24 protein-coding genes are annotated in these 24,593 nt (G+C 68.0%); 21 read left to right on the forward strand and 3 right to left on the reverse strand.

Annotation, left to right across the window (positions count from 1 at the left end; translation table 11 throughout):
• Positions 1-47: 47 nt before the first annotated feature.
• A complete protein-coding gene (locus tag HCX50_RS05940) occupies positions 48-737 on the forward strand; it encodes a lysophospholipid acyltransferase family protein (protein ID WP_029261546.1) in 690 nt (229 codons plus the stop codon).
• A 48-nt stretch (positions 738-785) separates the two neighbouring features.
• Positions 786-2,126, forward strand: a complete 1,341-nt coding sequence (locus HCX50_RS05945; RefSeq protein WP_091037330.1) for a class II 3-deoxy-7-phosphoheptulonate synthase — start codon at positions 786-788, stop codon at positions 2,124-2,126.
• A 59-nt stretch (positions 2,127-2,185) separates the two neighbouring features.
• On the opposite strand, the gene pknB is transcribed toward HCX50_RS05945, so the two are convergent.
• Together pknB and HCX50_RS05955 are read right to left on the reverse strand one after the other, a co-directional pair.
• Positions 2,186-4,141: a Stk1 family PASTA domain-containing Ser/Thr kinase gene (gene pknB / locus HCX50_RS05950; protein ID WP_167633325.1), complete on the reverse strand. Its 1,956-nt coding sequence runs from the start codon at positions 4,139-4,141 to the stop codon at positions 2,186-2,188.
• Positions 4,142-4,218: 77 nt separating this feature from the next.
• A complete protein-coding gene (locus HCX50_RS05955; protein WP_237682370.1) occupies positions 4,219-5,427 on the reverse strand; it encodes a LysM peptidoglycan-binding domain-containing protein in 1,209 nt (402 codons plus the stop codon).
• A gap of 121 nt (positions 5,428-5,548) precedes the next feature.
• Here HCX50_RS05955 and HCX50_RS05960 point away from each other — a divergent pair, with 121 nt between their 5' ends.
• Positions 5,549-5,917 carry an Rv2175c family DNA-binding protein gene (locus HCX50_RS05960; RefSeq protein WP_337749000.1) on the forward strand — a complete coding sequence of 123 codons (369 nt, stop codon included), beginning with the start codon at positions 5,549-5,551 and terminating at the stop codon, positions 5,915-5,917.
• 13 nt (positions 5,918-5,930) lie between these two features.
• Here the strand turns inward: HCX50_RS05960 and HCX50_RS05965 are convergent, their stop codons facing one another.
• Entirely contained in the window at positions 5,931-7,019 is a 1,089-nt protein-coding gene (locus HCX50_RS05965) for a polyprenyl synthetase family protein (RefSeq protein WP_337749001.1), read from the reverse strand.
• 97 nt (positions 7,020-7,116) lie between these two features.
• Between HCX50_RS05965 and HCX50_RS05970 the strand changes: the two genes are divergently transcribed.
• The 18 genes from HCX50_RS05970 (at position 7,117) to lspA (ending at position 24,591) form a co-directional block, all read left to right on the forward strand.
• The gene (locus tag HCX50_RS05970; protein ID WP_029261552.1) at positions 7,117-7,491 is read left to right on the forward strand and encodes a DUF3040 domain-containing protein; all 375 of its coding nucleotides are present in this window, start codon (positions 7,117-7,119) and stop codon (positions 7,489-7,491) included.
• A gap of 243 nt (positions 7,492-7,734) precedes the next feature.
• On the forward strand, positions 7,735-8,166 hold the full coding sequence (gene mraZ, locus HCX50_RS05975) for a division/cell wall cluster transcriptional repressor MraZ (RefSeq protein WP_029261553.1): 432 nt from the start codon (positions 7,735-7,737) through the stop codon (positions 8,164-8,166).
• Positions 8,167-8,268: 102 nt separating this feature from the next.
• Positions 8,269-9,207: a 16S rRNA (cytosine(1402)-N(4))-methyltransferase RsmH gene (gene rsmH, locus HCX50_RS05980; RefSeq protein ID WP_029261554.1), complete on the forward strand. Its 939-nt coding sequence runs from the start codon at positions 8,269-8,271 to the stop codon at positions 9,205-9,207.
• Positions 9,204-9,770, forward strand: a complete 567-nt coding sequence (locus tag HCX50_RS05985; RefSeq protein WP_167633327.1) for a hypothetical protein — start codon at positions 9,204-9,206, stop codon at positions 9,768-9,770. Before rsmH ends, HCX50_RS05985 begins: the two co-directional genes overlap by 4 nt.
• Positions 9,771-9,795: 25 nt before the next feature.
• Positions 9,796-11,565 (forward strand): peptidoglycan D,D-transpeptidase FtsI family protein, encoded by a 1,770-nt coding sequence (locus HCX50_RS05990; RefSeq protein ID WP_091037320.1) that lies wholly within the window; start codon positions 9,796-9,798, stop codon positions 11,563-11,565.
• 27 nt (positions 11,566-11,592) lie between these two features.
• Positions 11,593-13,005: a UDP-N-acetylmuramoyl-tripeptide--D-alanyl-D-alanine ligase gene (locus HCX50_RS05995; RefSeq protein WP_091037317.1), complete on the forward strand. Its 1,413-nt coding sequence runs from the start codon at positions 11,593-11,595 to the stop codon at positions 13,003-13,005.
• On the forward strand, positions 13,002-14,108 hold the full coding sequence (gene mraY / locus HCX50_RS06000) for a phospho-N-acetylmuramoyl-pentapeptide-transferase (RefSeq protein ID WP_091037314.1): 1,107 nt from the start codon (positions 13,002-13,004) through the stop codon (positions 14,106-14,108). The genes HCX50_RS05995 and mraY overlap by 4 nt, the downstream gene beginning before the upstream one ends.
• Entirely contained in the window at positions 14,098-15,633 is a 1,536-nt protein-coding gene (murD, locus tag HCX50_RS06005) for a UDP-N-acetylmuramoyl-L-alanine--D-glutamate ligase (protein ID WP_167633328.1), read from the forward strand. Before mraY ends, murD begins: the two co-directional genes overlap by 11 nt.
• On the forward strand, positions 15,602-16,807 hold the full coding sequence (gene ftsW / locus HCX50_RS06010; RefSeq protein ID WP_167633329.1) for a putative lipid II flippase FtsW: 1,206 nt from the start codon (positions 15,602-15,604) through the stop codon (positions 16,805-16,807). The genes murD and ftsW overlap by 32 nt, the downstream gene beginning before the upstream one ends.
• Complete coding sequence (locus HCX50_RS06015; RefSeq protein ID WP_167633330.1) at positions 16,804-17,880, forward strand: glycosyltransferase; 1,077 nt, start codon at positions 16,804-16,806, stop codon at positions 17,878-17,880. The genes ftsW and HCX50_RS06015 overlap by 4 nt, the downstream gene beginning before the upstream one ends.
• A 40-nt stretch (positions 17,881-17,920) precedes the next feature.
• Positions 17,921-19,321: a UDP-N-acetylmuramate--L-alanine ligase gene (gene murC, locus HCX50_RS06020; protein ID WP_167633331.1), complete on the forward strand. Its 1,401-nt coding sequence runs from the start codon at positions 17,921-17,923 to the stop codon at positions 19,319-19,321.
• 131 nt (positions 19,322-19,452) lie between these two features.
• The gene (locus tag HCX50_RS06025; protein WP_337749005.1) at positions 19,453-20,265 is read left to right on the forward strand and encodes an FtsQ-type POTRA domain-containing protein; all 813 of its coding nucleotides are present in this window, start codon (positions 19,453-19,455) and stop codon (positions 20,263-20,265) included.
• Between the two features lie 186 nt (positions 20,266-20,451).
• Positions 20,452-21,594: a cell division protein FtsZ gene (gene ftsZ, locus HCX50_RS06030; protein WP_091037300.1), complete on the forward strand. Its 1,143-nt coding sequence runs from the start codon at positions 20,452-20,454 to the stop codon at positions 21,592-21,594.
• A complete protein-coding gene (locus HCX50_RS06035; RefSeq protein WP_167633333.1) occupies positions 21,591-22,298 on the forward strand; it encodes a YggS family pyridoxal phosphate-dependent enzyme in 708 nt (235 codons plus the stop codon). Before ftsZ ends, HCX50_RS06035 begins: the two co-directional genes overlap by 4 nt.
• Before the next feature lie 43 nt (positions 22,299-22,341).
• Positions 22,342-22,815 carry a cell division protein SepF gene (locus HCX50_RS06040; protein ID WP_167633334.1) on the forward strand — a complete coding sequence of 158 codons (474 nt, stop codon included), beginning with the start codon at positions 22,342-22,344 and terminating at the stop codon, positions 22,813-22,815.
• 3 nt (positions 22,816-22,818) lie between these two features.
• The gene (locus tag HCX50_RS06045; protein ID WP_029261567.1) at positions 22,819-23,118 is read left to right on the forward strand and encodes a YggT family protein; all 300 of its coding nucleotides are present in this window, start codon (positions 22,819-22,821) and stop codon (positions 23,116-23,118) included.
• A 181-nt stretch (positions 23,119-23,299) separates the two neighbouring features.
• On the forward strand, positions 23,300-23,887 hold the full coding sequence (locus HCX50_RS06050) for a DivIVA domain-containing protein (protein ID WP_167633335.1): 588 nt from the start codon (positions 23,300-23,302) through the stop codon (positions 23,885-23,887).
• A gap of 8 nt (positions 23,888-23,895) precedes the next feature.
• On the forward strand, positions 23,896-24,591 hold the full coding sequence (gene lspA / locus HCX50_RS06055) for a signal peptidase II (protein ID WP_091037294.1): 696 nt from the start codon (positions 23,896-23,898) through the stop codon (positions 24,589-24,591).
• Positions 24,592-24,593 lie beyond the last annotated feature (2 nt).

Consider the following 24,593-nt stretch of genomic DNA (forward strand, 5'->3'; position numbering starts at 1 on the left):
TCGAGAACTTCCAGGCGCGGGGCACGGCGGCGCTAGACTTCACCTCGATGTTCTACTGGCTGATGAAGTACGTCGTTATCGGCCCCGTGGTCAAGGGTGTCTTCCGCCCCTGGATCGTGGGGCGGAACAACGTGCCCGCGAACGGTGCGGCGATCCTCGCGAGCAACCACCTCTCCTTCGCCGATTCCATCTTCCTGCCGCTGGTCATCGACCGTTCGATGTCATTCCTCGCGAAGAGCGACTACTTCACCGGTCGCGGCCTCAAAGGCTGGGCGACGAAGTTCTTCATGAAGGCCACCGGCCAGATCCCGATCGACCGATCCGGCGGCAAGGCCTCTGAGGCCTCCCTGAACACGGGGCTTCAGGTCCTCGGCGGTGGCGACCTGCTGGGTATCTACCCCGAGGGCACGCGCAGCCCCGACGGCAAGCTATATCGCGGTCGAACGGGGATCGCCCGGATGGCGCTCGAGGCGAAGGTCCCTGTGGTCCCCGTGATCATGGTCGACACCGACACGGCCATGCCGATCGGCAGGCGCCTGCCGCGCATCGTCCGCGTCGGCATCGTGATCGGGGAGCCGCTCGACTTCTCCCGGTACGCGGGCATGGAGAACGACCGCTACATCCTCCGATCGGTCACCGACGAGATCATGGTGGCCCTGCAGCGGCTCGGCGAGCAGACCTACGAGGACGTCTACGCGTCGACGGTCAAAGACCGCCTCCCGACCCGCGTCACATAGCCCTCGGCGCGCGTCTGGGCGGTACGCGCGACCACTAGGCTGGAACGCATGCTCCCGCACCACATCGAAGCCCTTGATGCATGGCGCTCGCTTCCCATCAAGCAGCAGCCGCAGTGGCCCGACGCGGACCGCGTCGCCGACGTCTCCCGTCAGATCGCGGGCCTCCCGCCGCTGGTGTTCGCGGGTGAGGTCGACAACCTCCGCGACCGGCTCGCGCGCGCGGCCTCCGGGCAGGCGTTCCTCCTGCAGGGCGGAGACTGCGCCGAGACCTTCGCGGGAGCGACTGCCGAGCAGATCCGCAACCGAATCAAGACGGTGCTGCAGATGGCTGTGGTGCTGACCTACGGCGCGTCGATGCCCATCGTCAAGATGGGCCGCATGGCCGGTCAGTTCGCGAAGCCGCGCTCCAGCGACAACGAGACGCGTGGCGAGGTCACCCTGCCCGCGTACCGCGGCGACATCGTCAATGGCTACGACTTCACCGAGGGTTCCCGCACGGCCGACCCTGCTCGCCTGCTGCAGGGGTACCACACGGCGGCGTCCACGCTGAACCTGATCCGCGCGTTCACGCAGGGTGGATTCGCCGACCTTCGCGAGGTGCACTCGTGGAACAAGGGCTTCGCGCAGAACCCGGCCAACCAGCGTTACGAGCGCATGGCGGCCGAGATCGACCGTGCGATCAAGTTCATGGAGGCCGCGGGCGCCGACTTCGACGAGCTCAAGCGGGTCGAGTTCTTCACCGGCCACGAGGGTCTGCTGATGGACTACGAGCGCCCGATGACGCGCATCGACTCGCGCACCGACACCCCGTACAACACCTCCGCGCACTTCCTCTGGATCGGCGAGCGCACGCGTGAGCTCGACGGCGCGCACGTCGACTACTTCTCCAAGATCCGCAACCCGATCGGAGTGAAGCTCGGGCCGTCGACGACGCCCGAGACTGCTCTGGCCCTGATCGACAAGCTCGACCCCGAGCGCGAGCCGGGTCGGCTCACCTTCATCACGCGGATGGGTGCGGGCAAGATCCGCGACGCGCTGCCGCCGCTGCTCGAGGCGGTCCGTGACTCCGGCGCACAGCCGCTGTGGGTCACCGACCCGATGCACGGCAACGGCATCACCACTCCGACCGGATACAAGACCCGTCGCTTCGACGACGTCGTCGACGAGGTGCGCGGCTTCTTCGAGGCGCACCGTGCGGTCGGTACGTTCCCCGGCGGAATCCACGTCGAGCTCACCGGCGATGACGTCACAGAGTGCCTCGGCGGGTCGGAGCAGATCGACGAGGCCGCGCTGGCGACCCGTTACGAGAGCCTGTGCGACCCGCGCCTGAACCACATGCAGTCGCTGGAGCTGGCGTTCCTCGTGGCCGAGGAGCTCGAGAAGCGCTGACGCTGTAGACGAAGAGGGGGCCGGAATCGTATTCCGGCCCCCTCTTCGTGTGTCCGGCCTCAGCCGGAGAAGCTCATCGTGAGGGTGATGGTCGTCCCCTTGCGCTGGGCGTCGGTCGGGCTGTACGACTCGACCTTCGTGTTCTCGTTGGCGAAGAGGTCCCACACCGAATCCGGGAGTCCGGTGCCGCTCGTGTACGACCACTTGAAGCCGGCGTCGTTCAGCGCGCGCGTCGCCTCGTCGCGGGTCTTTCCGGACACATCGGGCACGTCGAACAGCGGGGGACCCTCGGAGATGATGAGTTGCACGGTCTCGCCGGGGCGCCAGGCGCCCTCCGTCGGCCGGTCGGCGATCCCGATGACCCGGTCCTTCCCGATGCCGTCGCTGGTCTGGTAGAGGCTGTCCGGGTTGACCTTCAGCCCCTTGCCCGTGAGCGCGTCCGTGGCCTGGGCGACGCTGAGGTCGCTGACATCGGGGACCGCGCCGCGCGACACCTGGATCGTCGCCGTGTCGGTCTCATGTACCGTGCAGCCCTCGGCGCAGCCGAATGCGTCTCCGCCGTCGCGCGGTGTTATGCGGACGTTGATGACCTTGCCGTCGTCGAGGTCACCGAAGTATTCCTCGTCGTCCGTGAGTTCGAGGTTGGCTGCCTGCAGCGCGGCGCGGACGTCGTCGGACGCCACGCCGGCGACCGGGGCGATGTCGTGGGACGCCGGCCCCGACGACACGACGACCGTGACCGTGGTCCCCTTGTCAAGGCGCGCACCTTCTTCGGGGTCGGTCTCGATCACCGCCCCGGCCTCGACATCTACGGACGACTCGTCCTTCTGAGTAGGGACGAAGCCCGCGTCGACCAGGAGGGCGGCGGCTTCATCGTAGGTCTTGCCCGCGACGCCCGGCACGGCGATGAGTGAGCCGGGGCCGGATCCGAACCACCAGCCCACGCCGCCGGCGAGCACCGCCAACAGCAGCACCAGGGTGAGCAGGAACGCTCCGCGGGCGCGCCGCTTCGAGGCTCGTCGGCGAAGGAGCGTCGCGTTGTCGATCTCGGCGGGAACCGGCGCGGTCGGATCCGGGATGACCATCGTCCCCGGCATCACCTTGGTGAGGTCGCCGGAGTCGGCCTGGCTGTGTTGCGGAGCGGTCGCTCTCGCCGCAGTCGGGGTGACGCCGAGTTCACGCTCGATCGCCCGCAGGCGCTCGAGCATCTGCTGGGCGTCGTCCGGGCGCTCGTCGGGAGACTTCTCGGTCGCCCACAGCACGAGTTCGTCGAGCTGTTCCGGCACGGAGGGGTTGCGCACGCTCGGACGCGGCACCGATTCGGTGGCGTGCTGGAACGCGATCTGCATGGGCTGCTCGCCCTTGTACGGCTGTTCGCCGACGAGCATCTCGTAGAGCATGATGCCCAGGGCATAGATGTCGCTGCGGGCGTCGGCGGTCCCGCGGGTCACCAGCTCGGGGGCGAGGTAGGCGATCGTCCCGAGCAGCTGCTGCCCGGTCGCCGTGTTCGCCGTGGTCGCTCTGGCCAGTCCGAAGTCGCCGATCTTGATGCGGCCGTCCTCCGCGAGGAGCACGTTCTCGGGCTTGACGTCTCGATGCACGATGCCGGCGCGGTGCGCTGCCGAGAGTCCGGCGAGGATCGCATCCATGATCGTGATCGTCTGCGGGATGGTGAGTCGCTTCTGCTCGCGCAGGAGCTCGCGCAGGGTGATGCCGGGCAGATACTCCATCACGAGGTAGGCGAGCTCGCCGTCCTGCCCCTGATCGAAGACGTTGACGACGTGCGGATCCGCCAGCCTGGCGGCTGCGCGGGCCTCCTGGATGAAGCGGCTCTGGAAGGCCGAGTCGTCGCTGAGGTGCGCGTGCATGACCTTGAGCGCGATGCGCCGCTCGAGGCGGAGGTCGGTGGCGACGTAGACCGTCGCCATCCCTCCCCGTGCGATCCGAGCGCGGACTCGGTAGCGACCGTCGACAAGCCGCCCGATGAGGGGGTCGGCCTGCTGATTGGTCGTCACGTCAGAATTCTATTGAGAACTGCCTGAAAGACAGGGGAGCGGCTCACCTCTCGGCCCTGCGGATTTTATGGAAGTGGTCAGCCGTGGAGGGCGAGCCAGCTGTAGGCCTGCGTCTCCCACTGCCCGTATTTGTCCGGATAGGCGGATATCTGCACGGCCTGAGCGGCGGATGTGAACGGCATGCTCTCCCATCCGGCGACGTCGAGCAAGCCGCGCGTCACATGTCCGTTGGGGTCGTTCCGGCCGCCGTAGAAGACGCGGGTGCTCCGGTCGGCGTCCATGATCTGCGCCGGCGTTCCCCACCCGGTGCTCGGACGCTGCTGGAAGATGCCGAGCGAATCGCGGTCGCCCCAGTCGAGGTTGCGGAGTCCCGATTCCACCATGCCGGTCGCGAGTGCGAGGGCGATCGCCCGATCGGGGACGCCGAGCTCTCGACCGACGCGGATGATGAGCGACGCGTTCGCCGCCTGCTCGCTGTCGAGGGTCGCGGACCGCTGTCCGCCCGTCGTGGCTGCTGCCGCCGCGGGAGGTGCGGCAGTCGGTGCCGCACGGACGGCGAGCTTCTGCCCGGGGTAGATGATCGAAGACGGGCCCAGTCCGTTCAGGGCGAACACCGTCTGCGTCGTGGTGCCGTACTTCTGGGCGATCCCGAACACGGTGTCGCCGGCGACGACGGTGTGCGATGCCGCGGGGGCAGGCGCGGGCGCCGCCGCCGGTGCTGGTGCCGGCGCTGACGTCGGTGCGGCGGCGGGCGCAGCCGATCCGGCCACCGACAGGCTCTGACCGGGGTAGATCACCGATGCGCGCGTGAGTCCGTTCGCGGCCAGGACCGCATCGACGGTGGTTCCGTACTTCTGCGCGATGGCGTACACGGTGTCGCCCGCAACCACCTTGTGCGAGGCAGCGGGAGCAGGAGCAGGAGCAGCAGCAGGAGCAGGAGCGGGCGCCGTGGCTGCCGTCCGCAGCGTCAGAGTCTGGCCGGGGTAGATCACCGAGCGCCAGGAGAGACGATTCCAGGTGAGCACGTCGACGGTACGGAGTCCGAACCTCGAGGCGATGGACGAGACGGTGTCGCCCGGGCGCACGACATAGTTCGCCGGTGCGGCCTGGGCGGGTACCACGCGCACGGGCGTGCTGCGCTGGCGCTCGACCGGAGCGAGATCGGTGGTCGTCGCGGCGGCTTCGGCTGGCGCGGCGGTGAGAGTGGCGGCGAGAGCGCCGAGCACGGCGGCGGGCACTCCGAACTGCAGGTTTCGCGTGCGACGCGTGGCGGTCTTGGTTCTCAAGGCTTGCCCCCTTTTCGAGCACTTCACGCTGACACGGATGTAAACGGAAGTCAACAGAAGTGACGCAAGTGAAGGATGTGACTGGAGAGGCGACATGCGATGCCCGTGCAGAGATGAGATAGTGGGCAACGTGTCTGAGAACGTTGCTGGAACCCCTGCCGCCGCTGATGTCGAGTGGCTGACCATGCCCGATCTCGTCGAGGTGCTCGACGAGTCCCTCGGTCGTGTCCGCCGTCTGATCGACGACCACTATCTGGTCGGGTCGCGCCGCAGTGGGGCCTTCGCGGTGCCGGCGGTGTTCATCGTCGACGGGCATCCGCTCAGCTCGCTGCGGGGAACGATCATCGTGCTGCAGGACGCCGGCTTCTCCGACGATGAGCTCATCGATTGGCTCCTCACGGAGGAGGAGTCCCTCGGCCGATCGCCGATGGATGCGCTGCTGGCCGGGCACAAGAGCGCGGTCCGGCGACTCGCGCGTACCCTCGCCTGAGACGAATCCCGCGTCAGGCGGAGCGGACGGTGGCGGCTCGCGCCAGCTCGCGCAGCTCGCCGACGGCGGCGTTGTCGAGCCGTGCACCCGACAGGGCGCGATCTGCTTCGCGTGCATAGTCGGCGATCATCGCCTCCACCTGGTCCAGCGCACCGGAGTCGGTGATAGTGGCCTGCAGGAATGACACCTGCTGCGCCGTCAGCTCCGGGTCGCCGAGCATCTCGTCGAGAAGATTCCGCGCCGACGGGTCCAGGGCCTGTCGGGTGAGGGCGATGAGAACGGTGCGCTTTCCCTCTCGAAGATCATCCCCGGCCGGTTTGCCCGTGACGGACGCGTCTCCGAAGACCCCGAGCACGTCGTCGCGGAGCTGGAAGGCCATGCCGATCGGGTGGCCGAAGCGACGCAGTGCCGCCGTCTGATCCGACTGGGCGCCGGCGAGGGCTGCGCCCAGGATCAGCGGCTGCTCGATGCTGTACCTGGCGGACTTGAGTGACGCCACGCGCAACGCTCGCTCGGCATGGAGCCGCCCGTCGTTGACGCTCCAGGCCGACTCCTCGGCGATGTCGAGGAACTGGCCCGTGGTCACGTCGCGGCGCATCCTGGCGTATTCGGAGCGCACGTCGCGTGCGTGTGGGAGCCCCTCGAGGGCGGACTCGAGCAGGTCGTCGCTCCAGGCGACGAGGAGATCGCCTAGGAGGATGGCCGAGGCGCGTCCGAAGGCCTCGGCGTCTCCAGACCAGCCGGCAGAGCGATGCGACGTCTCGAGGGCGCGATGGGCGGCCGGGCGCCCTCGGCGCGTGTCCGAGTTGTCGATCAGATCGTCGTGGACGAGTGCGGCCGACTGGAAGATCTCCAGCGCGGTGCAGATGTCCCAGAGGGCATCCGTCTCGGTCGCGGTGCGATCGCTGAACCGGGTGACGGCGCGCCAACCGGCGTGACAAAACCGGGCACGCAATCGCTTCCCGCCTTCGAGCGTGCCGGCAGCGGCATCGAGGAAGGAGGCGGCATCCGGGCCGTACTCCGTGGATTCCTCGCGCATACGGGTGAGGAATCGGTCGAGACGTGCGGCGACCGCACCGGGAACGGGGGAGGAAGACGGCACGACTCCCAGCATACGTAAAGCAAGGGGACGTCGAACTGCTAGCCCCCGACGCCCGGGCGCGCGTAGAATGGAACGCACGATACCCGAGGGGGACGAAATGCCACTCTCCGAACAGGAGCAGCGTCTGCTCGACGAGATGGAACGCCATCTCCTTCACAACGATGCCGACGTGGTCACCGCGCCGTCCGGCGACCGTGCACTGAGCTACCGAAATCTGGTCTACGGAGCTCTTCTCCTGCTCGCCGGAGTCGGCGGCCTCGTGGCCGGCGTCATCCTCGGCGGCGTGTGGGGCATCGTGGTCGGTGTGATCGGATTCGCGGCGATGCTCGCCGGAGTCATGGTCGCCGTCACACCCGTGCGTCGAGCGACTCCCGCCGAGCCGCGAGAGCGTTCCGCCCCGAAGCGTCAGGATTCCGCCTCGTTCATGGACCGTATGAACGATCGCTGGGATCGGCGCCAGGACGGTCACTGACCCCCACAGATTTTCACGACAGAAGCCCGGATGCTGAGCATCCGGGCTTCTGTCGTTAACGCGCGCGCCGCTCTGCTCCTCCACTGAGCCTCCACCTTCCTCCACCGCGGAATTCCGCGGTTCTTCGGCGCGCCCTTCGGGCCGATGGCGCGATATCTGCGGATTGGTCGTAGGTATGTGGAGGAAAGTGGAGTAAAGTGGGGCGCACCTCGAGTTGGCCGGACGGAGAGGGGGTGGTGGCCGATGCTGCTGGGTACGCACTCACCCAAGCTGGACGACAAGGGACGGGTCATCCTTCCTGCGAAGTTCCGCGAAGACCTCGGCGGCGGCATCGTCGTCACCCGAGGCCAGGAACGCTGCCTCTACGTGTTCAGCACGGCCGAGTTCGAGGCGATGCACGAGCGGATCCGTCAGGCCCCGCTCGCCAACAAGCAGGCGCGTGACTTCATGCGACTGTTCCTCTCCGGTGCGAGTGCGGAGATGCCCGACAGCCAGAACCGCATCACCATCCCCGCGCACCTGCGTCAGTACGCAGGTCTGCAGAAAGAGCTCATCGTCACCGGAGTCGGCGCACACGCCGAGATCTGGGATGCCGAGAGCTGGAACACCTACCTCGCCGCCGGCGAGGAGACCTACTCGGACCTCGAGCAGGAGGTGATTCCGGGACTCTTCTGACCACGGCTGTGATGCCCCGCCGCTCCCGCCCCGACACACTTCCCCGGTGCCGGGTCGAGAAGCGGAGGGGGATCAGAGCCGAAGGTCACCCCGAGAAAGATCATGAACCTCCGAGACATTCACACCCCCGTACTGCTCGACCGCTGCGTCGAGCTGCTCGCTCCCGCCCTCCAGGCGGACGGCGCGGTGCTCGTCGATGCCACGCTCGGCATGGGCGGCCACTCGGAGGCGCTTCTCGAGCGCTTCCCGAACATCCGCCTCGTCGGCCTCGACCGCGACACCGACGCCCTGCGTATCGCGGGGGAGCGGCTCGCGCGCTTCAAAGACCGCGTGACGCTCGTGCATACGGTGTACGACGAGATCGGCCTGCACGCCCAGGGGGCCGCGGGCATCCTCTTCGACCTCGGCGTCTCCTCGCTGCAGCTGGATGAGGCCGAGCGAGGATTCGCGTACTCGAAGGATGCTCCGCTCGACATGCGTATGGATCAGACCAAGGGCGTCACGGCGGCCGACGTGATCGCGACGTACAACGAGGGCAACCTTCGTCGCATCTTCGAGCGGTACGGCGAGGAGAAGCTCGCCGGCCGTTATGCGCGCTTCATCATCGATGCCCGGCAGAAGCAGCCGATCACCCGCTCCGGCCAGCTGGTCGAGATCCTGATCGCCGCGACTCCGGCAGCCGCTCAGCGCGCCGGGCACCCGGCCAAGCGTGTGTTCCAGGCCCTGCGCATCGAGGTGAACACCGAGCTCAACGTGCTCGCCGATGCCATCCCGTCCGCGATGGATGCGCTCGGCGTCGGCGGACGCATCGTCGTGATGTCGTACCAGTCGCTCGAGGACCGCCTGGTCAAGCAGGCGTTCGCCGCTGCCGCAGCCTCGACTGCTCCGGCAGGGCTCCCCGTCGAGCTTCCCGAGCATGCTCCGAAGTTCCGCATCCTCACCAAGGGGGCAGAGCTCGCCTCCGACGAAGAACGCGCGCGCAACCCGCGGGCGATACCGGTGCGGCTCCGCGCCGCCGAGAAGCTGCGGGAGAGCGCATGAGCCTGAACGCCGTCGTCCGCAAACCGGTCCAGCCGGTCGCACCCGCCCGCGAGCCGCAGCGGAGACTTCAGCCCGTCAGCTCGCCTGCCGTCCGCCGCAAGCCCAAGCTCGCCTACGCACTCGTCGCATTGGGGGGTGCGCTGGCGATCGGCGCGGCCCAGGTCGCGCTGTCGCTCGCGATCACGCAGGACTCGTTCACACTCGCCGGTCTCTCGTCCCAGCAGCGTGAGCTGAGTCTGCAGACGCACGCTCTCCAGGAGGAGCTCACCGGTCTGAGCTCGCCGCAGGTGCTCGCCAACAGTGCTGCGGGGCTCGGCATGGTGGTGGCGGGATCGCCGTCGTACCTGCGCCTCAGCGATGGCGCGGTGTTCGGCACCGGGGCCGGAGCGGACTGGACGTCGACCGTCAACCCGGGCGGAGCGGGTGCCGTGAGCAACTCGCTGATCGTCAAGCCCTCGCCACCGGAGACGAAGACGACGACGGATGCCGGCGCGTCGGGCGAGGTCGCTCAAGATCTGCCGCCGGCGATCACCGACGGACTCCCGAGCCCCACCACACGCTGAACGCCCACGATCGACGGAGAGACGCATGACGACACGAGCCACCCGCGGACCGCGGCGACGCACCGTCGTCGCCCTCGCCGTCATCCTGTCCGTGCTGGCCGCCTTCGTGGTGCGTCTGGTCGACATCCAGGTCGTGAGCGCTGACGAGCACGTCGCTCAGTCGCTCACCAAGATCGGCGCGGGCGACAAGATCCCCGGTCAGCGCGGATCGGTCGTCGACGCCGGTGGAACGGTCCTCGCCTCGAGCGTGCTCGTGTACGACGCGCAACTCAGCCCGCTCGTCATCAACCAGTTCGAGGAGAAGGACCCGAAGGTTCCCTGGGCGGAAGCGTCCGAGAAGATCGCGGCGATCACCGGGCAGACCGGCGACGAGGTCCGCGCGCTCGTCGCCGATGCACTCGCGAAGGATTCGCAGAGTCAGTACGCACCGCTGAAGAAGTCCCTCACCACCGAGCAGTACATCGAGCTGCGCGACCTGAAGCTCGCCTACCTCCACATGGAGGGACGGGAGACCCGGGTCTACCCGAACGGCGCGGTCGCCGGCAACATCCTCGGCTTCCTCGACGGTTCGGGAACGGCGCAGGCCGGTGTCGAGCAGCTGGGCGAAGGGTGCCTGGCGCCGATCGACGGCGAGGAGTCCTATCGCCGCGGCGCGAACGGCGTCGTGATCCCGGGAAGCGAGCGCACGGTGGATGCCGTCGACGGCGGCTCGGTGCAGTTGACCATCAACAGTGATCTGCAGTGGTACCTGCAGCAGATGGTGGGCGAAGAGGCGCGCAAGCAAGGAGCGAAGGGTGGCACCGTCACCGTCGTCGAGGCGAAGACGGGGAAGATCCGAGCGGCGGCGGAGTGGCCGTCCCTGGACCCTAACGACCTCGACTCCTCGACGCCCGAGACGCGATACAGCCAGATCTTCCACCGGGACTTCGAGCCGGGATCGACGTTCAAAGCCATCACCGCCGCCGCCGTCATCGAGGGCGCGGGACTGACGCCCCTGAGCACGGTCACCGCGTCGTCGCGGGAGACGTTCCCCAACGGCGCCGTGATCAACGATGCGTTCAACCACCCGGCGTACAACTACACCCTCGCCGGTGGACTCATCGACTCCTCGAACGTGGCGCTGTCGAAGTTCGGCACCAAGGTGAGTCCCGAGGTGCGCTACGACTACCTGGAGCGGTTCGGGGTCGGCGACAAGACGATCGACTTCCCCTCCGAGGTCGGGGGAACACTGCACCCGGTCAGCGAATGGGACAGCCAGTCGCTCTACACGACGACCTTCGGCCAGTACTACACGGTCACCGCCGCACAGCTCGCCGGCGCCTATCAGGCGATCGCCAACGGCGGCGAGAAGATCGATCTCTCCCTGGTCGAGTCCTGCACGAAGGCGGACGGCACCGTCGCCACGCCTGACAAGCCGAAGCACGAGCAGATCATCGAGAAGCAGACCGCAGCCGAGATCACGCGCATGCTCGAGAACGTGGCCGTGCAGGGCGGGAACGCCGAGCGGATCCAGGTACCCGGTTACCGCGTGACCAGCAAGACCGGAACCGCTCAGGTCGCAGACCCCATCAACGGCGGCTACAAGAACGGCGTGTACTACACGAGCATGGTGGGCTTCGCGCCGGTGGATGATCCCCAGTACGTCGTCGTGGTCACCCTGGACGAGCCGACTAAGGTTGTATCGTCCGCGGCCACCGCATCCGCCTTCCAGAAGGCGATGACGCAGGTGATGAAAACGTATCGCGTGATGCCGTCCTCTGTCCCGATGGACGAGCTCCTTCCCAAGTTCGGATAGTCGGCGAGAGCCGCGCATGGAGATGAAATGATCGCCCTGACGCTCGCTGAGATCACCGCCGCAGTGAGCGGTGATCTGCGCGTGGCCGGAGAAGACACGGCCGAGACGGTCGTCGACGGCCTCGTCGACACGGACTCGCGGACGATGGTCCCCGGCTCGATCTTCGTCGCCAAGCCCGGAGCGGAGACCGACGGTCACCAGTTCGTCGGAGCTGCCGTCGCTGCCGGCGCGGTGCTGGCGATCGTGGAGCACCCGGTCGATGTGCCCGTCAGCCAGATCGTCGTCGCGGACGCCGTCGCGGCGCTCGGAGAGCTGGCCAGAGAGGTCGTGGCACGTGTGCGTGCCGGCGGCTCCCTCCGCATCATCGGGATCACGGGATCCAACGGCAAGACCACCACGAAGAACTTCCTCGCACGCATCCTCGAGGGCGAGGGCGAAACCGTCGCGCCGGTCAAGTCGTTCAACAACGAGGTCGGCGCCCCCGTCACGATGCTCCGCGTCACCGAGAACACGCGGTTCCTGGTGAGCGAGTTCGGGGCGGCGGCACCGGGCAGCATCGCGCACCTCGCCGGTCTCGTCGAGCCGGACGTCGCTGTCGTGCTCATGGTCGGCATGGCTCACGCCGGCGGATTCGGGGGGATCGAAGCAACCGCGAAGGCGAAGGCCGAGCTCGTCGAAGCGGCTCGCGTGCCCGGGACCGCTGTTCTCAACGTCGACGACAGCAGGGTCGCCGCCATGCAGGAGCTCGCCGAAGCGCGTGGCCTGCAGGTCGTCGGCTTCGGGCAGGGTCCGAGTGCCGATGTCCGCGCGCACGATATCTCCGTTTCCGCCTCCGGCACGACCTGCACCGTCGAGGTCGGCGGCGACCGCCTGACGCTGCGCCTGCGGGTCCTCGGCGCGCATCACGTGTCCAACGCGCTGGCAGCCATCGCCGCAGCGCTCGTCGTCGGCGTCACTCCCGTAGACGCTGTCGCGCGCCTGGAGACGGTGGAGATCGCCGAGCGGTGGCGCATGCAGCCGCTGGGCAGCGACCGCGTGCGGATCATCAACGATGCCTACAACGCCAGCCCCGACTCGATGTCCGCGGCGTTGCGGACTCTCGCGCAGATCACCGGGCCGGAGGAGCGCACCGTCGCCGTCCTCGGCGCGATGACCGAGCTCGGAGAGAGCGCAGGGGAGGAGCACGACCGGATCGGTCTGCTCGCCGTCCGACTCAACATCCAACGCATCGTCGTCGTCGGCCCCGAGGCGCGGCGGCTCTACCTCGCTGCTGTCGGCGAGGGCTCCTGGGACAGTGAGGCCATCCACCTGGCCGACCAGGACGCAGCCTTCGAGTACCTGCGCACCGAACTCCGCGACGGCGACCGCGTACTCGTGAAGTCATCCAATTCCGTGGGCCTCCGGCATCTCGGCGATCGTCTGGGAGAATTGTTCTCGTGAGGTCTCTCATCATGTCGGCGGCGATCTCGCTCGCCTTCACCCTGTTCCTGACTCCTGTCTTCCTCCGACTCTTCCGGAAGTGGGGCTGGGGGCAGGTGATCCGCACCCCGGAGTCGGTGCACAATCCGAGCCACGAGGCGAAGCGCGGCACGCCCACGATGGGCGGTGTCATCTTCATCGTCGGATCCATCGTCGGTTATTTCACCGGCGTGCTGGTGAGCGGCGAGGTGCCCGCACTCTCGGCGATCCTGGTGATCTGGCTGATGGTCGGCTTCGGCGCCGTGGGCTTCATCGACGACTACATGAAGGTCCGCAGCCAGCGCAGCCTCGGCCTGTCCGGCTGGCGCAAGGTGATCGGCCAGTTGCTCGTCATCGTCCCCTTCGGCATCGTCGCTCTGAACTTCCCGAACAAATGGGGGCAGATGCCGGCGAGCCCCGCGATCTCGCTCTTCCGCGACATCACCTGGTTGAACCTCTTCGCCTTCGGCGTCGTGCTCGGCTGGATCCTCTACCTCGTGTGGATCTCGATCATCGGCGTCGCGACCTCGAACAGTGTGAACCTGACGGACGGTCTCGACGGTCTCGCCGCCGGGGCCGGAGTCATCGTCGTCGGCGCCTACAGCGTGATCGCGTTCTGGCAGTTCAAGCAGCCCTGCATCGGCGGCGATCCCGACGCCCTCGGCGGATGCTACGAGGTGCGCGACCCGTTCAACCTGGCCATCATCGCGGCGTCGGTCGCGGCCAGCCTCATCGGATTCCTGTGGTGGAACGCGCCCAAGGCGAAGGTCTTCATGGGCGATGTCGGCTCGATGGCGATCGGCGGCGTGATCACCGCGATGGCGATCCTGACCCGCACCGAGCTCCTCCTGCTGGTGATCGCCGGCGTCTTCGTCCTGTCCTCCGGCTCCGTCATCCTGCAGCGGGCGTACTTCAAGATCACGCGCGGCAAGCGGCTGTTCCTGATGAGTCCCTTCCATCACCACCTCGAGATGCGCGGCTGGTCCGAGGTCACGATCGTGGTGCGCATGTGGATCATCGCCGGACTCCTCGCGGTCTCGGCCGTCGGCCTCTTCTACGTCGAGTGGCTCACCCGTGTCGACTGATCGGCTCAGCGGACTCACGAGCTGGAACGCCGATTGGCGCGATCTCCGCGTCGCCGTGCTCGGTTTGTCGATGACGGGCTTCTCGGTGGCCGACACCCTCGCCGAGCTCGGTGCGGAGGTGCTCGTGCTCAGCGAGTCCGCGGAAGAGGAGTACGCGCGCCTGCTCCCGGTGATCGGTGCCGCGCTCGAACTCGGCTCCCTGGCCGACGTGCCGGCCGCACTGGTGGACTTCGCCCCCGAAGTGGTGATCGCCTCGCCCGGTTTCTCGCCGTCGCACTCCGTGATCCGCTGGGCCCAGGAGTCGGGAATCGCGATCTGGGGCGATGTCGAACTCGCCTGGCGTGTCCGTGACAAGGTGGTGCGCGCCGACGGAACGCCGGCCGATTGGGTGCTCATCACCGGGACCAACGGCAAGACGACCACGACGCAGCTGACGGCCTCGCTGCTGGTCGAGGGCGGCCTGCGGGCGGCGCCCTGCGGCAACATCGGCGTACCCGTCCTCGATGCGGTGCGGGACCCCGCCGGCTTCGACGTGCTCGTGGTCGAGCTCTCCAGCCACCAGCTCTGGTACCTCGGCCAGTCGCGGCCCGAAGGTGAGCTCTTCCCGCACGCGGCCGTGTGCCTCAACCTCGCCGACGACCATCTGGTGTGGCACGGCAGCGCCCAGGCGTATCGCGACGCGAAGGCTGTGGTCTATCGAAACACCCGCGTCGCCTGCGTCTACAACAAGGCCGATGAGGCGACCAGGCTCATGGTCGAAGAAGCCGAGGTGGTCGAAGGAGCCCGCGCGATCGGCTTCGATCTGGGTATCCCCGGACCGAGCGACCTCGGCATCGTGGAGGGGCTCATCGTCGATCGGGCCTTCCTCGACGACCGCGCGCGCAGCGCCCTCGAACTCACGACCATCGCGGCCCTCGACGAGGTCGGGCTCGCAGCTCCGCACATCGTCCAGAACATCCTCGCCGCCAGTGCCCTGGCGCGATCGCTCGGAGTCGAACCGGAGGCGATCCACACGGCGCTGCAGAGTTTCCGCCTGGACGCGCACCGCATCCAGGTCATCGCGCGGCATGCGGGCATCACCTGGGTCGACGACTCCAAGGCCACCAATCCGCACGCCGCGGCGTCGTCGCTGCGTGCCTACCCCGGAGCGGTATGGATCGTCGGGGGTGACCTGAAGGGCGTCGACATCGCCGACCTGGTCGCCGATGTCGGTGCGACGGCTCGAGCTGCAGTCGTGATCGGGGTCGAGCGGGCCTCCGTGGTCGCGGCATTCCGGCGACACGCGCCGTCGGTACCGGTGTTCGAGGTCGATGCTGGCGAGACTGGACAGGTCATGAACCGTGTCGTGGAGATCGCGTCGGGGATCGTCGAAGGCGAGGGCACAGTCCTGCTGGCCCCGGCGGCGGCATCGTTCGATCAGTTCTCGAGCTACGCGGATCGAGGTCACCGTTTCGCCGAGGCGGTGCGTGACTGGATAGACCGGGGGAGCGCCGATGACGCAGGTGTCCCGCCCTCCGCGCTCTGAGTCCGGCGGACTCGCCGCCAGGGTGTCGCTCGGACGCCGGTTCACGCCGGTGTCCACCGAGTTCCTTCTCATCGCGTCGACCGCTCTGCTGCTGACGCTCTTCGGCCTGGTCATGGTGCTCTCCGCGACCAGCGCGACCGCGGTGGCCAGCGGATCCGATCCGATGGGCGGCGTACTCCGCCAGGGGGTGTTCGCGCTCCTCGGAGTCCCGCTGATGTTCCTGATCAGCCGCCTGCCGGTCGCATTCCTGAGGAAGATGGCGTGGCCGGCGCTGTTCGGCGCCGTCGCCCTGCAGCTGCTCGTGTTCACCCCGCTCGGGATCGAAGACGGCGGAAACCGGAACTGGATCGACATCGGCGGCTTCACGCTGCAGCCTTCCGAGTTCCTGAAGCTCGCACTGGCTCTCTGGATCGCCGCAGTCCTGCTGCGCAAGCAGGCGATGCTCGGAACCTGGCACCACGTCTTCATCCCCGTGATCCCGGTCGGGGCGCTGGCGATCGGAACCGTGCTCGCCGGGAAGGACCTCGGCACCGCGATGGTGCTGGTGCTCATCCTGCTGGGCTGCCTCTTCTTCTCGGGCGTCAAACTCCGCCTGTTCATCATCCCGGTGGTGATCGGCATCGGCGCGGTCCTCGCCTACGCGCTGTCGAGCCAGGACCGGATGCGGCGCATCACGGCGACCTGCGACAACATGGCGCTGTACGAGAGCGACTGCTACCAGTCCATCCACGGCATCTGGGGGATGGCATCGGGCGGGATATTCGGGCTCGGGCTCGGTAACTCCCAGGAGAAGTACGGATGGTTGCCCGCCGCCGGCAACGACTTCATCTTCGCGATCGTCGGGGAAGAACTCGGGCTGATCGGCTGCATCGTCGTCCTGGCGCTGTTCACGTTCTTCACGGTCGGTGCCTTCCATGTGATCCGGAAGACGCCTGATCCCTTCATCCGCGTCGCGGCAGGCGGAATCACGGTGTGGATCGTCGGTCAGGCCGTGCTCAACATCGGCGTCGTCATCGGTGTGTTCCCGGTGATGGGAGTGCCGCTCCCGTTCATGTCTCAGGGAGGCACGGCCCTGCTCGCCGTGCTGATCGCCTGCGGCGTGCTGCTCGCCTTCGCGCGCACCATTCCCGTGGTCGAGAAGCCCTCAGCCGAGCGGGGTAGGGTCACCAGGTGACCTCGTACCTCCTCGCCGGCGGTGGCACCGCCGGCCATGTGAATCCCCTGCTCGCCGTCGCCGACGCACTTCGTGAACGCGACGCCGATGCCACCGTGCTCGTGCTCGGTACGGCCGAGGGGCTCGAGTCCCGGCTGGTGCCCGCTCGAGGCTACGAACTGCTCATCGTCGACAAGGTCCCGTTCCCGCGTCGTCCGAACCGGCAGGCGGCGGCCTTCCCGATGCGGTTCCGCAAGGCGATCGCTCAGGTGCGCGCGCACATCCGCCGACACGGTGTCGATGTCGTCGTCGGATTCGGCGGCTACGCGTCTGCCCCCGCCTACGTGGCTGCGCGGCGCGAGGGCGTGCCGTTCGTGGTGCACGAGGCCAACGCCAAGCCCGGTCTCGCCAACGTGCTCGGGGCCCGCCGTGCCGCGGCCGTGGGCGTCGCGTTCGAGGGCACCCCGCTCCGGGGCAGCGAGACGGTCGGGATGCCGCTGCGCCAGGAGATCATCACGCTCGATCGTGCGGCGGCGCGCGCGGAGGCCGCGGAGTACTTCGGTCTCGACCCGGATCGCCCGGTGCTGCTCGCGTTCGGCGGCTCGCTCGGTGCTCAGCGCCTCAATGAGGCCCTCGAGGATTCCTGGCGCGATGTCCTGGCGGCCGGGTGGCAGCTCCTGCACGTGACGGGTGAGCGCAGCGAACTCGCCGATCCTGGGGCCGAGGGGTACGCACTGCGGCGCTACGTCGACCGTATGGACCTGGCTTTCGCCGTCGCGGACCTGATCGTCTCGCGGTCCGGATCGGCGACGGTCAGCGAGATCAGTGCGCTGGGCATCCCCGCCCTGTACGTGCCCTACTCGGTCGGCAACGGCGAGCAGCGTCTGAACGCGGCGTCCGCGGTGGCGGCGGGTGCGGCCGAGCTCCTCGACGACGCGACCTTCGACGGCGACGCCGTGCGGCGGATCGTCGTGCCCATCCTGGGGGACCGGGACAGGCTCGACCGGATGGCCGCAGCGGCCGAGACGGCGGGAACGCGCAACGGCACCGAGAACGTGATCCGGCTGATCGACCGCGCGCTGGACTCGGTCTGACACGGTCGACGACATCGAAGAAAAGTAGACTGAAGCGGACATGATCAGACCCGACCTCACCCTCCCCATTCCCGAGACGATCACCGCTGCGCACTTCATCGGCATCGGTGGTTCCGGCATGAGCGGCCTCGCCAAGATGTTCCTCGACGCGGGGATCCGCGTCTCCGGCAGCGACCGTGCGGACAGCGACAATCTGCGCGCCCTGGCAGCCGCCGGGGCGACCGTGCACGTCGGCCACGACGCCGCCCACCTCGGTGATGCCGACACGGTCGTGCACACCGGAGCGATCTGGCCCGAGAACCCCGAGTTCGTGACGGCGAAGGCGCGCGGTCTGCACGTGATCCACCGGTCGCAGGCGCTGCATTGGCTGATCGGTTCGCGGCGGCTGGTCTCGGTCGCGGGTGCCCACGGGAAGACGACCTCGACCGGGATGATCGTCACGGCACTGCGCGAGCTCGGCGCCGACCCGCACTTCGTCAACGGAGGCGTCATCGAACAGCTCGGCACCTCGAGCGCCACGGGCACGGGCGACCTGTTCGTCGTCGAGGCCGACGAGTCCGACGGCACGTTCCTGCTGTACGACACCGCGGTGGCGCTCATCACCAACGTCGATCCCGACCACCTCGACCACTACGGCTCGGAAGAGGCATTCCACGACGCTTTCGTGCGGTTCGCCGACGCGGCCACCGAAGCCGTCGTCATCTCGAGCGACGACGCCGGTGCGCTCCGCGTCGGTGCCGGGCTGTCGCACCCGAACGTGCTCACCTTCGGCCAGGCGGAGGACGCCGACGTGCGCGTCACCGACGTCGTCGCGGCCGGACCGGTCGCCGCGACCATCAGCCAAGGGGATGAGCAGGCGCGCATGCAGCTCGCGGTCCCCGGCGTGCACAACGCGATCAACGCGGCCGGAGTCGTCGCGGTGCTCCGAGCACTCGGGTACCCGCTCGTCGACGCCGTGCGCGCGGTAGAGGGCTTCGCCGGGACCGTGCGCCGCCTGGAGCAGCACGGCGTCGAACGAGGCGTCACGGTCTACGACGACTACTCGCACCATCCGACGGAGGTGCGGGCGGCGCTCGAGGCCATGCGCAGCATCGCGGGGTCGGGACGGATCATCGCGATCCAGCAGCCGCACACCTACTCCCGCACACAGCACATGTATCAGGAGTTCGCCGACGTCCTCGAGGAGTTCGCCGATCACACGGTGATGCTCGACGTGTACGGCGCTCGCGAAGACCCCGTCCCCGGTGTCACAGGCGAGCTGGTGAGCACGGCGTTCCGCGATCCGTCGCATGTGCACTTCGTCGCCGACTGGCAGCAGGCGGCCGACTACACCGCCGCGGTGGCCCGTGACGGCGACTTCGTCGTGACGCTCGGCTGCGGCAACGTCTACCAGATCATCCCGCAGGTCCTGGATTCGCTGCGCCGGACCGACGAGGCGTAGCGATGCGCCGTCCCCCACCGCTGCCGTCCGCACCGGAGAGCCCGGTGGAGAAGGGCGACGCGTCAGAAGCACGGGCACGCCACGGACGGCGGAGCGACCGCAGCGGGGTGCGGTCCGAACCGGATGGGTCGGTGCCGGAGCCTCCGGCCCACGACGGATTCGACGCTGCTGGCGCGGACGAGCCGGAGCCGACCTCGACCAGGGACGTGTGGCGTGCAGCACGGGCCAGACGTAAGGCTCTCCGCTCCGAGATCCGGCGCTTCACGCAGCGCTCCCGGCGTCGACGGATCATCTGGCTGAGTAGCATCGGTGCCGTGATCCTGTTGATCGGGGGCAGCGTCGCGGCCGCGTACAGCCCGCTGTTCGCGGTGGAGAAGATCACCGTGGTCGGGGCCGGGAGCCTCGATCCCGCCGCGATCGAGGCGGCGCTCGGCGACCAGATCGGCACGCCGCTGGCGCTCGTGGACACCAGTGAGGTGAAGGCCGCGCTGCTGGCCTTCCCCCTCATCGAGACATATGCACTCGAAGCGCGTCCGCCACACGACCTCACGGTGCGGATCGTGGAACGCACGCCGGTCGGTGTCATCCGATCGGGCGCCGGGTACACCCTCGTCGATGCCGCGGGAGTCGCGCTCTCGACCACAGCCGATCAACCGGCGGGCCAGCCGGTGATCGACGTCGACGGCGGCGTCGAGTCGCGCGCTTTCCAGAGCGCCGGTCTCGTCGTCCGTGCGCTGCCGGCAGATGTCCGTGCCGCTCTCACAGGCGTGCGTGCCACGACCGCCGATGATGTGACGCTGACCCTCGAATCCGGGCTGACCGTGGTCTGGGGGAGCGCAGAGGAGTCGGCCCTGAAGGCGCTCACGCTCTCCGCCACGATGGCCAAGAACCCGGACGCTGCCTCCATCGACGTCACTTCTCCCGAGGTGGCCGTCGTCGGCTGACGGCTTTCGAAGCCACGCCGAAGGCTTTCGCGAAGGAATGGCGCGACACGCCCAGGCGATCGCGCGCGCGGAGCCAGGCGGCGCTTACCTTCGATCAAAGAGAACGCAATACCGGGAAATACTTTACACCTCTACTTGAGGTTTAAGGTTCACCCTTTTCCAGGCTCGAATAATCGGAGGCCGGCCATGAGCCAGAACCAGAACTACCTCGCCGTGATCAAGGTCGTCGGCGTCGGCGGTGGCGGCGTCAACGCCGTCAATCGCATGATCGATCTCGGTCTCCGCGGAGTCGAGTTCATCGCCGTCAACACCGACGCTCAGGCGCTGCTCATGAGCGACGCCGACGTCAAGCTCGATGTGGGCCGTGAGCTCACCCGCGGCCTCGGCGCCGGCGCGGACCCCGAGGTGGGTCGACGTGCCGCCGAGGACCACGCCGAGGAGATCGAGCAGGCCCTGACCGGCGCCGACATGGTCTTCGTGACCGCCGGCGAAGGTGGCGGAACCGGAACCGGAGGCGCACCGGTCGTGGCTCGCATCGCGAAGTCCATCGGCGCCCTCACCATCGGTGTCGTCACCAAGCCGTTCTCCTTCGAGGGTCGCCGTCGTCAGAGCCAGGCGGAGGCGGGTGTGGTCAAGCTCAAGGAAGAGGTCGACACCCTCATCGTCGTCCCCAACGACCGTCTCCTCGAGATCAGCGACCGCGGCATCTCGATGATCGAGGCGTTCGCCACCGCCGACCAGGTTCTGCTCGCCGGTGTCCAGGGCATCACCGACCTCATCACGACCCCGGGTCTGATCAACCTCGACTTCGCGGACGTCAAGTCCGTCATGCAGGGCGCCGGCTCCGCGCTCATGGGCATCGGTTCGGCGCGCGGGGCGGACCGGGCCATCAAGGCCGCGGAGCTCGCCGTGGAGTCGCCGCTGCTCGAAGCCTCCATCGAGGGTGCCCACGGTGTGCTGCTCTCGATCCAGGGTGGATCGAATCTCGGAATCTTCGAGATCCACGATGCCGCCGACCTCGTCAAGGAGGCCGCGCACCCCGAGGCGAACATCATCTTCGGTACGGTCATCGATGACACTCTGGGCGACGAGGTGCGGGTGACGGTGATCGCCGCCGGCTTCGACAGCGGGGAACCGTCGCTGCGTCTCGACCCGATGGTGGTCTCGCGTCCGTCGGCCGCGACGCTTCCCGAGGTGGCCCTCCCGGACGAGTCCGAGACGAAGAGCGAGCCTGCACAGGCGGAGCCCGTGCACCAGCGCGTGCCCGCCACGAGCATCGAGCCGGCGTTCGCCGACGACGACATCGACATCCCCGAATTCCTGAAGTGACCTCGGCGGTCGACGGCCAGGAGCCATCGGGCCTGGCCGCGCGGCTGGCGGCGATCGACGAACGGATCGCCGCCGCCGCGCGTGCCGCAGGCAGAGATCCCGAAGAGCTCACCAGGATCGTGGTGACGAAGTTCCACCCGGCGTCGCTGGTCGAGGAGCTGTGCGCGCTCGGTGTGCGGGACGTCGGTGAGAACCGGCAGCAGGAGTTGTCGGCCAAGCAGGCTGAGCTCGCCGCCCTCGACCTGGCCTGGCACTTCATCGGCCAGGGGCAGACGAACAAGGCGGCGGCTATCCGTCGCAGCGCCGACGTGGTGCACTCGGTCGACCGAGACCGGTTCGCCGATGCCCTGCACAGAGCCGCCGACGGCGACGATGCGCTCGACGTGCTCGTGCAGGTCAACCTGACGGATGATCCGGGTAGAGGAGGCGTGGCCCCCGCCGATGCGGTCGGTCTCGCCGAGCATGTGCTCGCCCTGCCTTCCCTGCGCCTGCGCGGCGTGATGGCGGTCGCTCCTCTCGATGAGGAGCCTGCTGGCGCATTCGCTCGTCTGCGCGACGTCTCCGATGCCGTCCGAGCCGCGGCCCCGGACGCAACCTGGATCTCGGCCGGGATGACCGGAGACTTCGTCGAGGCGATCGCCGCCGGCGCGACACACCTGCGGATCGGCTCCGCAATCACCGGACCCCGGCCCGACCGGGGTTAACCTGTGAAAAGACCAGCCCCAAACGTTCGAACCGGAGGACACGATGGGTAACCCGCTGAAGAAGACCATGGTGTATCTCGGCCTCGCCGACGAGGAAGAGGTCTATGAGGAAGAGGCGCAGGCTCCTGCCCGCCCCCACCGCGAACGCGACCGTGACCGCGAGGAGCCGGCACCGGCCCCCGTCACGCCGTTGCGTCGCCCCGTCGCCGTCCGCCAGCCGTCTGCAGGAGCCGTGAACGAGATCCTCACCGTCCACCCGAAGCAGTACCGCGACGCGCAGCTGATCGCCGAGAGCTTCCGTGAGGGCGTCCCCGTCATCATCAACCTTTCCCAGATGAGCGATGCCGACGCGCGTCGCCTCATCGACTTCGCGAGCGGGCTCTCCCTCGGTCTGTACGGCCGTATCGAGCGCGTCACTTCGAAGGTGTTCCTGCTCTCGCCGGAGAACATCGCGGTTTCGGGCCACGGGGGCATCGCACACGCAGACGCTGAGTCTGCGGGCTTCGACCAGTCGTAGCCCGTGGAGCTGGTCTCCGTCGCAGCGAGCATCGTTCACCTGGTGCTGCTGCTGTACATCTTCGTGCTCTTCGCGCGCCTCATCCTGGACTACATCCCGATGTTCAATCGGGAATGGCGTCCGAAGGGTTTCGGTCTGGTCGCCGCTGAGGCCGTCTACACGGTCACCGATCCACCCATCCGGTTCTTCCGGAGGCTTATCCCGCCCCTGCGGATCGGATCGCTGTCGCTCGACTTCGGGTTCACTCTCACGCTGCTGGTGGTGCTGATCCTCATGAACATCGTGCGGCTTTTCATCCGCTGAACTCCGCCCGCTCCTCGCGTCGGGCACGCCCCGAGTTCGTGCACTCTGAGTGTCGCGACATCGCGGCGCTGAGGCGCGGGGACTATGCTGGCACCCAGGTGCGCGCCCCGGGTTCGCGCCACATCACGACCACGCCATACATCGATACTGGCATTCGAACTCATCGAAAGAGGAGCCACTCATGGCACTTACCCCGGATGACGTCGTCACCAAGCAGTTCCAGCACGTCCGATTCAAGGACGGCTTCGACCCGGACGAGGTGGACGACTTCCTCGACGAGATCGTCATCGAGTGGCGCAAGGCTCTCGAGGAGAACGTCGAGCTGAAGGCCAAGCTGGCCGCCTACGAGTCCGGTGCCGCCCCCGAGGCCGCCGCACCTGCCGCGACCGAAGCTCCCGCGCCCGTCGCCGAGGTTCCTGCAGAGCCCGCACCGACCGGATCCGCGACCGCGACCGCCGGCATCATCGAGCTCGCGCAGCGTCTGCACGACGAGCACGTGGCTGAGGGTGAGGCAAAGCGCAATGCGCTCATCGCCGAGGCCGAGACCGAGGTGGCGCGCATCCGCACCGAGGCCGAGGCGAAGCAGCGCGAAGAGTCGGCACGCCTGGAGCGCGAGCGCAACACGCTCGAAGCCCGCATCACCGAACTCCGCAACTTCGAGCGCGACTACCGCTCGCAGCTGCGCGGCTACATCGAGGGCCAGCTCCGCGAGCTCGACGAGAAGTCGGCGTCCACGGACTCCACGCCCGTCTCCGCGATCGGTCTGTAAGGCGCCCCTTGTCAGGACGCCCGCCCCTTCGTCGGTCGGCGGCCGGTGCGATCGTTGCGATTCTCGCAGCGCTCGTGCTGGCCGCCGATCAGTTTGTGAAGTACCTCACGATCGAGAACCTGCCCCTGCATGAGCCGGTTCCGGTTCTCGGTGAGTTCCTTCAGCTGTACTACGTCCGTAACCCCGGCGCGGCTTTCTCGCTCGGGTCCGAGGTGACGTGGATCTTCACGATCGCCCTCGCGGTGGTGGCGTCGATCATCATCTGGAAGGCATTCGGGATCAAGTCCCGGCTGTGGGCCGTCGTTCTCGGCTGCCTGCTCGGCGGTGTGCTGGGCAACCTCACGGACCGTCTGCTCCGCGAGCCCGGTTTCCCCGTTGGGCACGTCGTAGACATGATCTCGATGCCGTGGATGATGCCCGCGATCTTCAACGTGGCAGACATCTTCATCGTGACCGGCATGATCTCGGTCGCCCTTCTCGTCGTTTTCGGGCTCCGCTTCGACGGGACGCGCGAGCGCGACCACGCCGTCATCGAGACCGAGGAAGAAGCCGAAGCGGCCGCTGTGGCCGCCATGGCCGAGACCGAGACGGATGCAGAATTCGTGGACGCGGATGACGCAGCGGCGGATGCCGCAGGCACAGGCCGCTCGAGCGACGACGATGCGTCATCGGAGGATGCGGCTCCCGCATCCGAAGGACGCTGACC

This window comes from Microbacterium sp. B19(2022) (assembly GCF_012030385.1).
Taxonomy (GTDB): domain Bacteria; phylum Actinomycetota; class Actinomycetes; order Actinomycetales; family Microbacteriaceae; genus Microbacterium; species Microbacterium oxydans_B.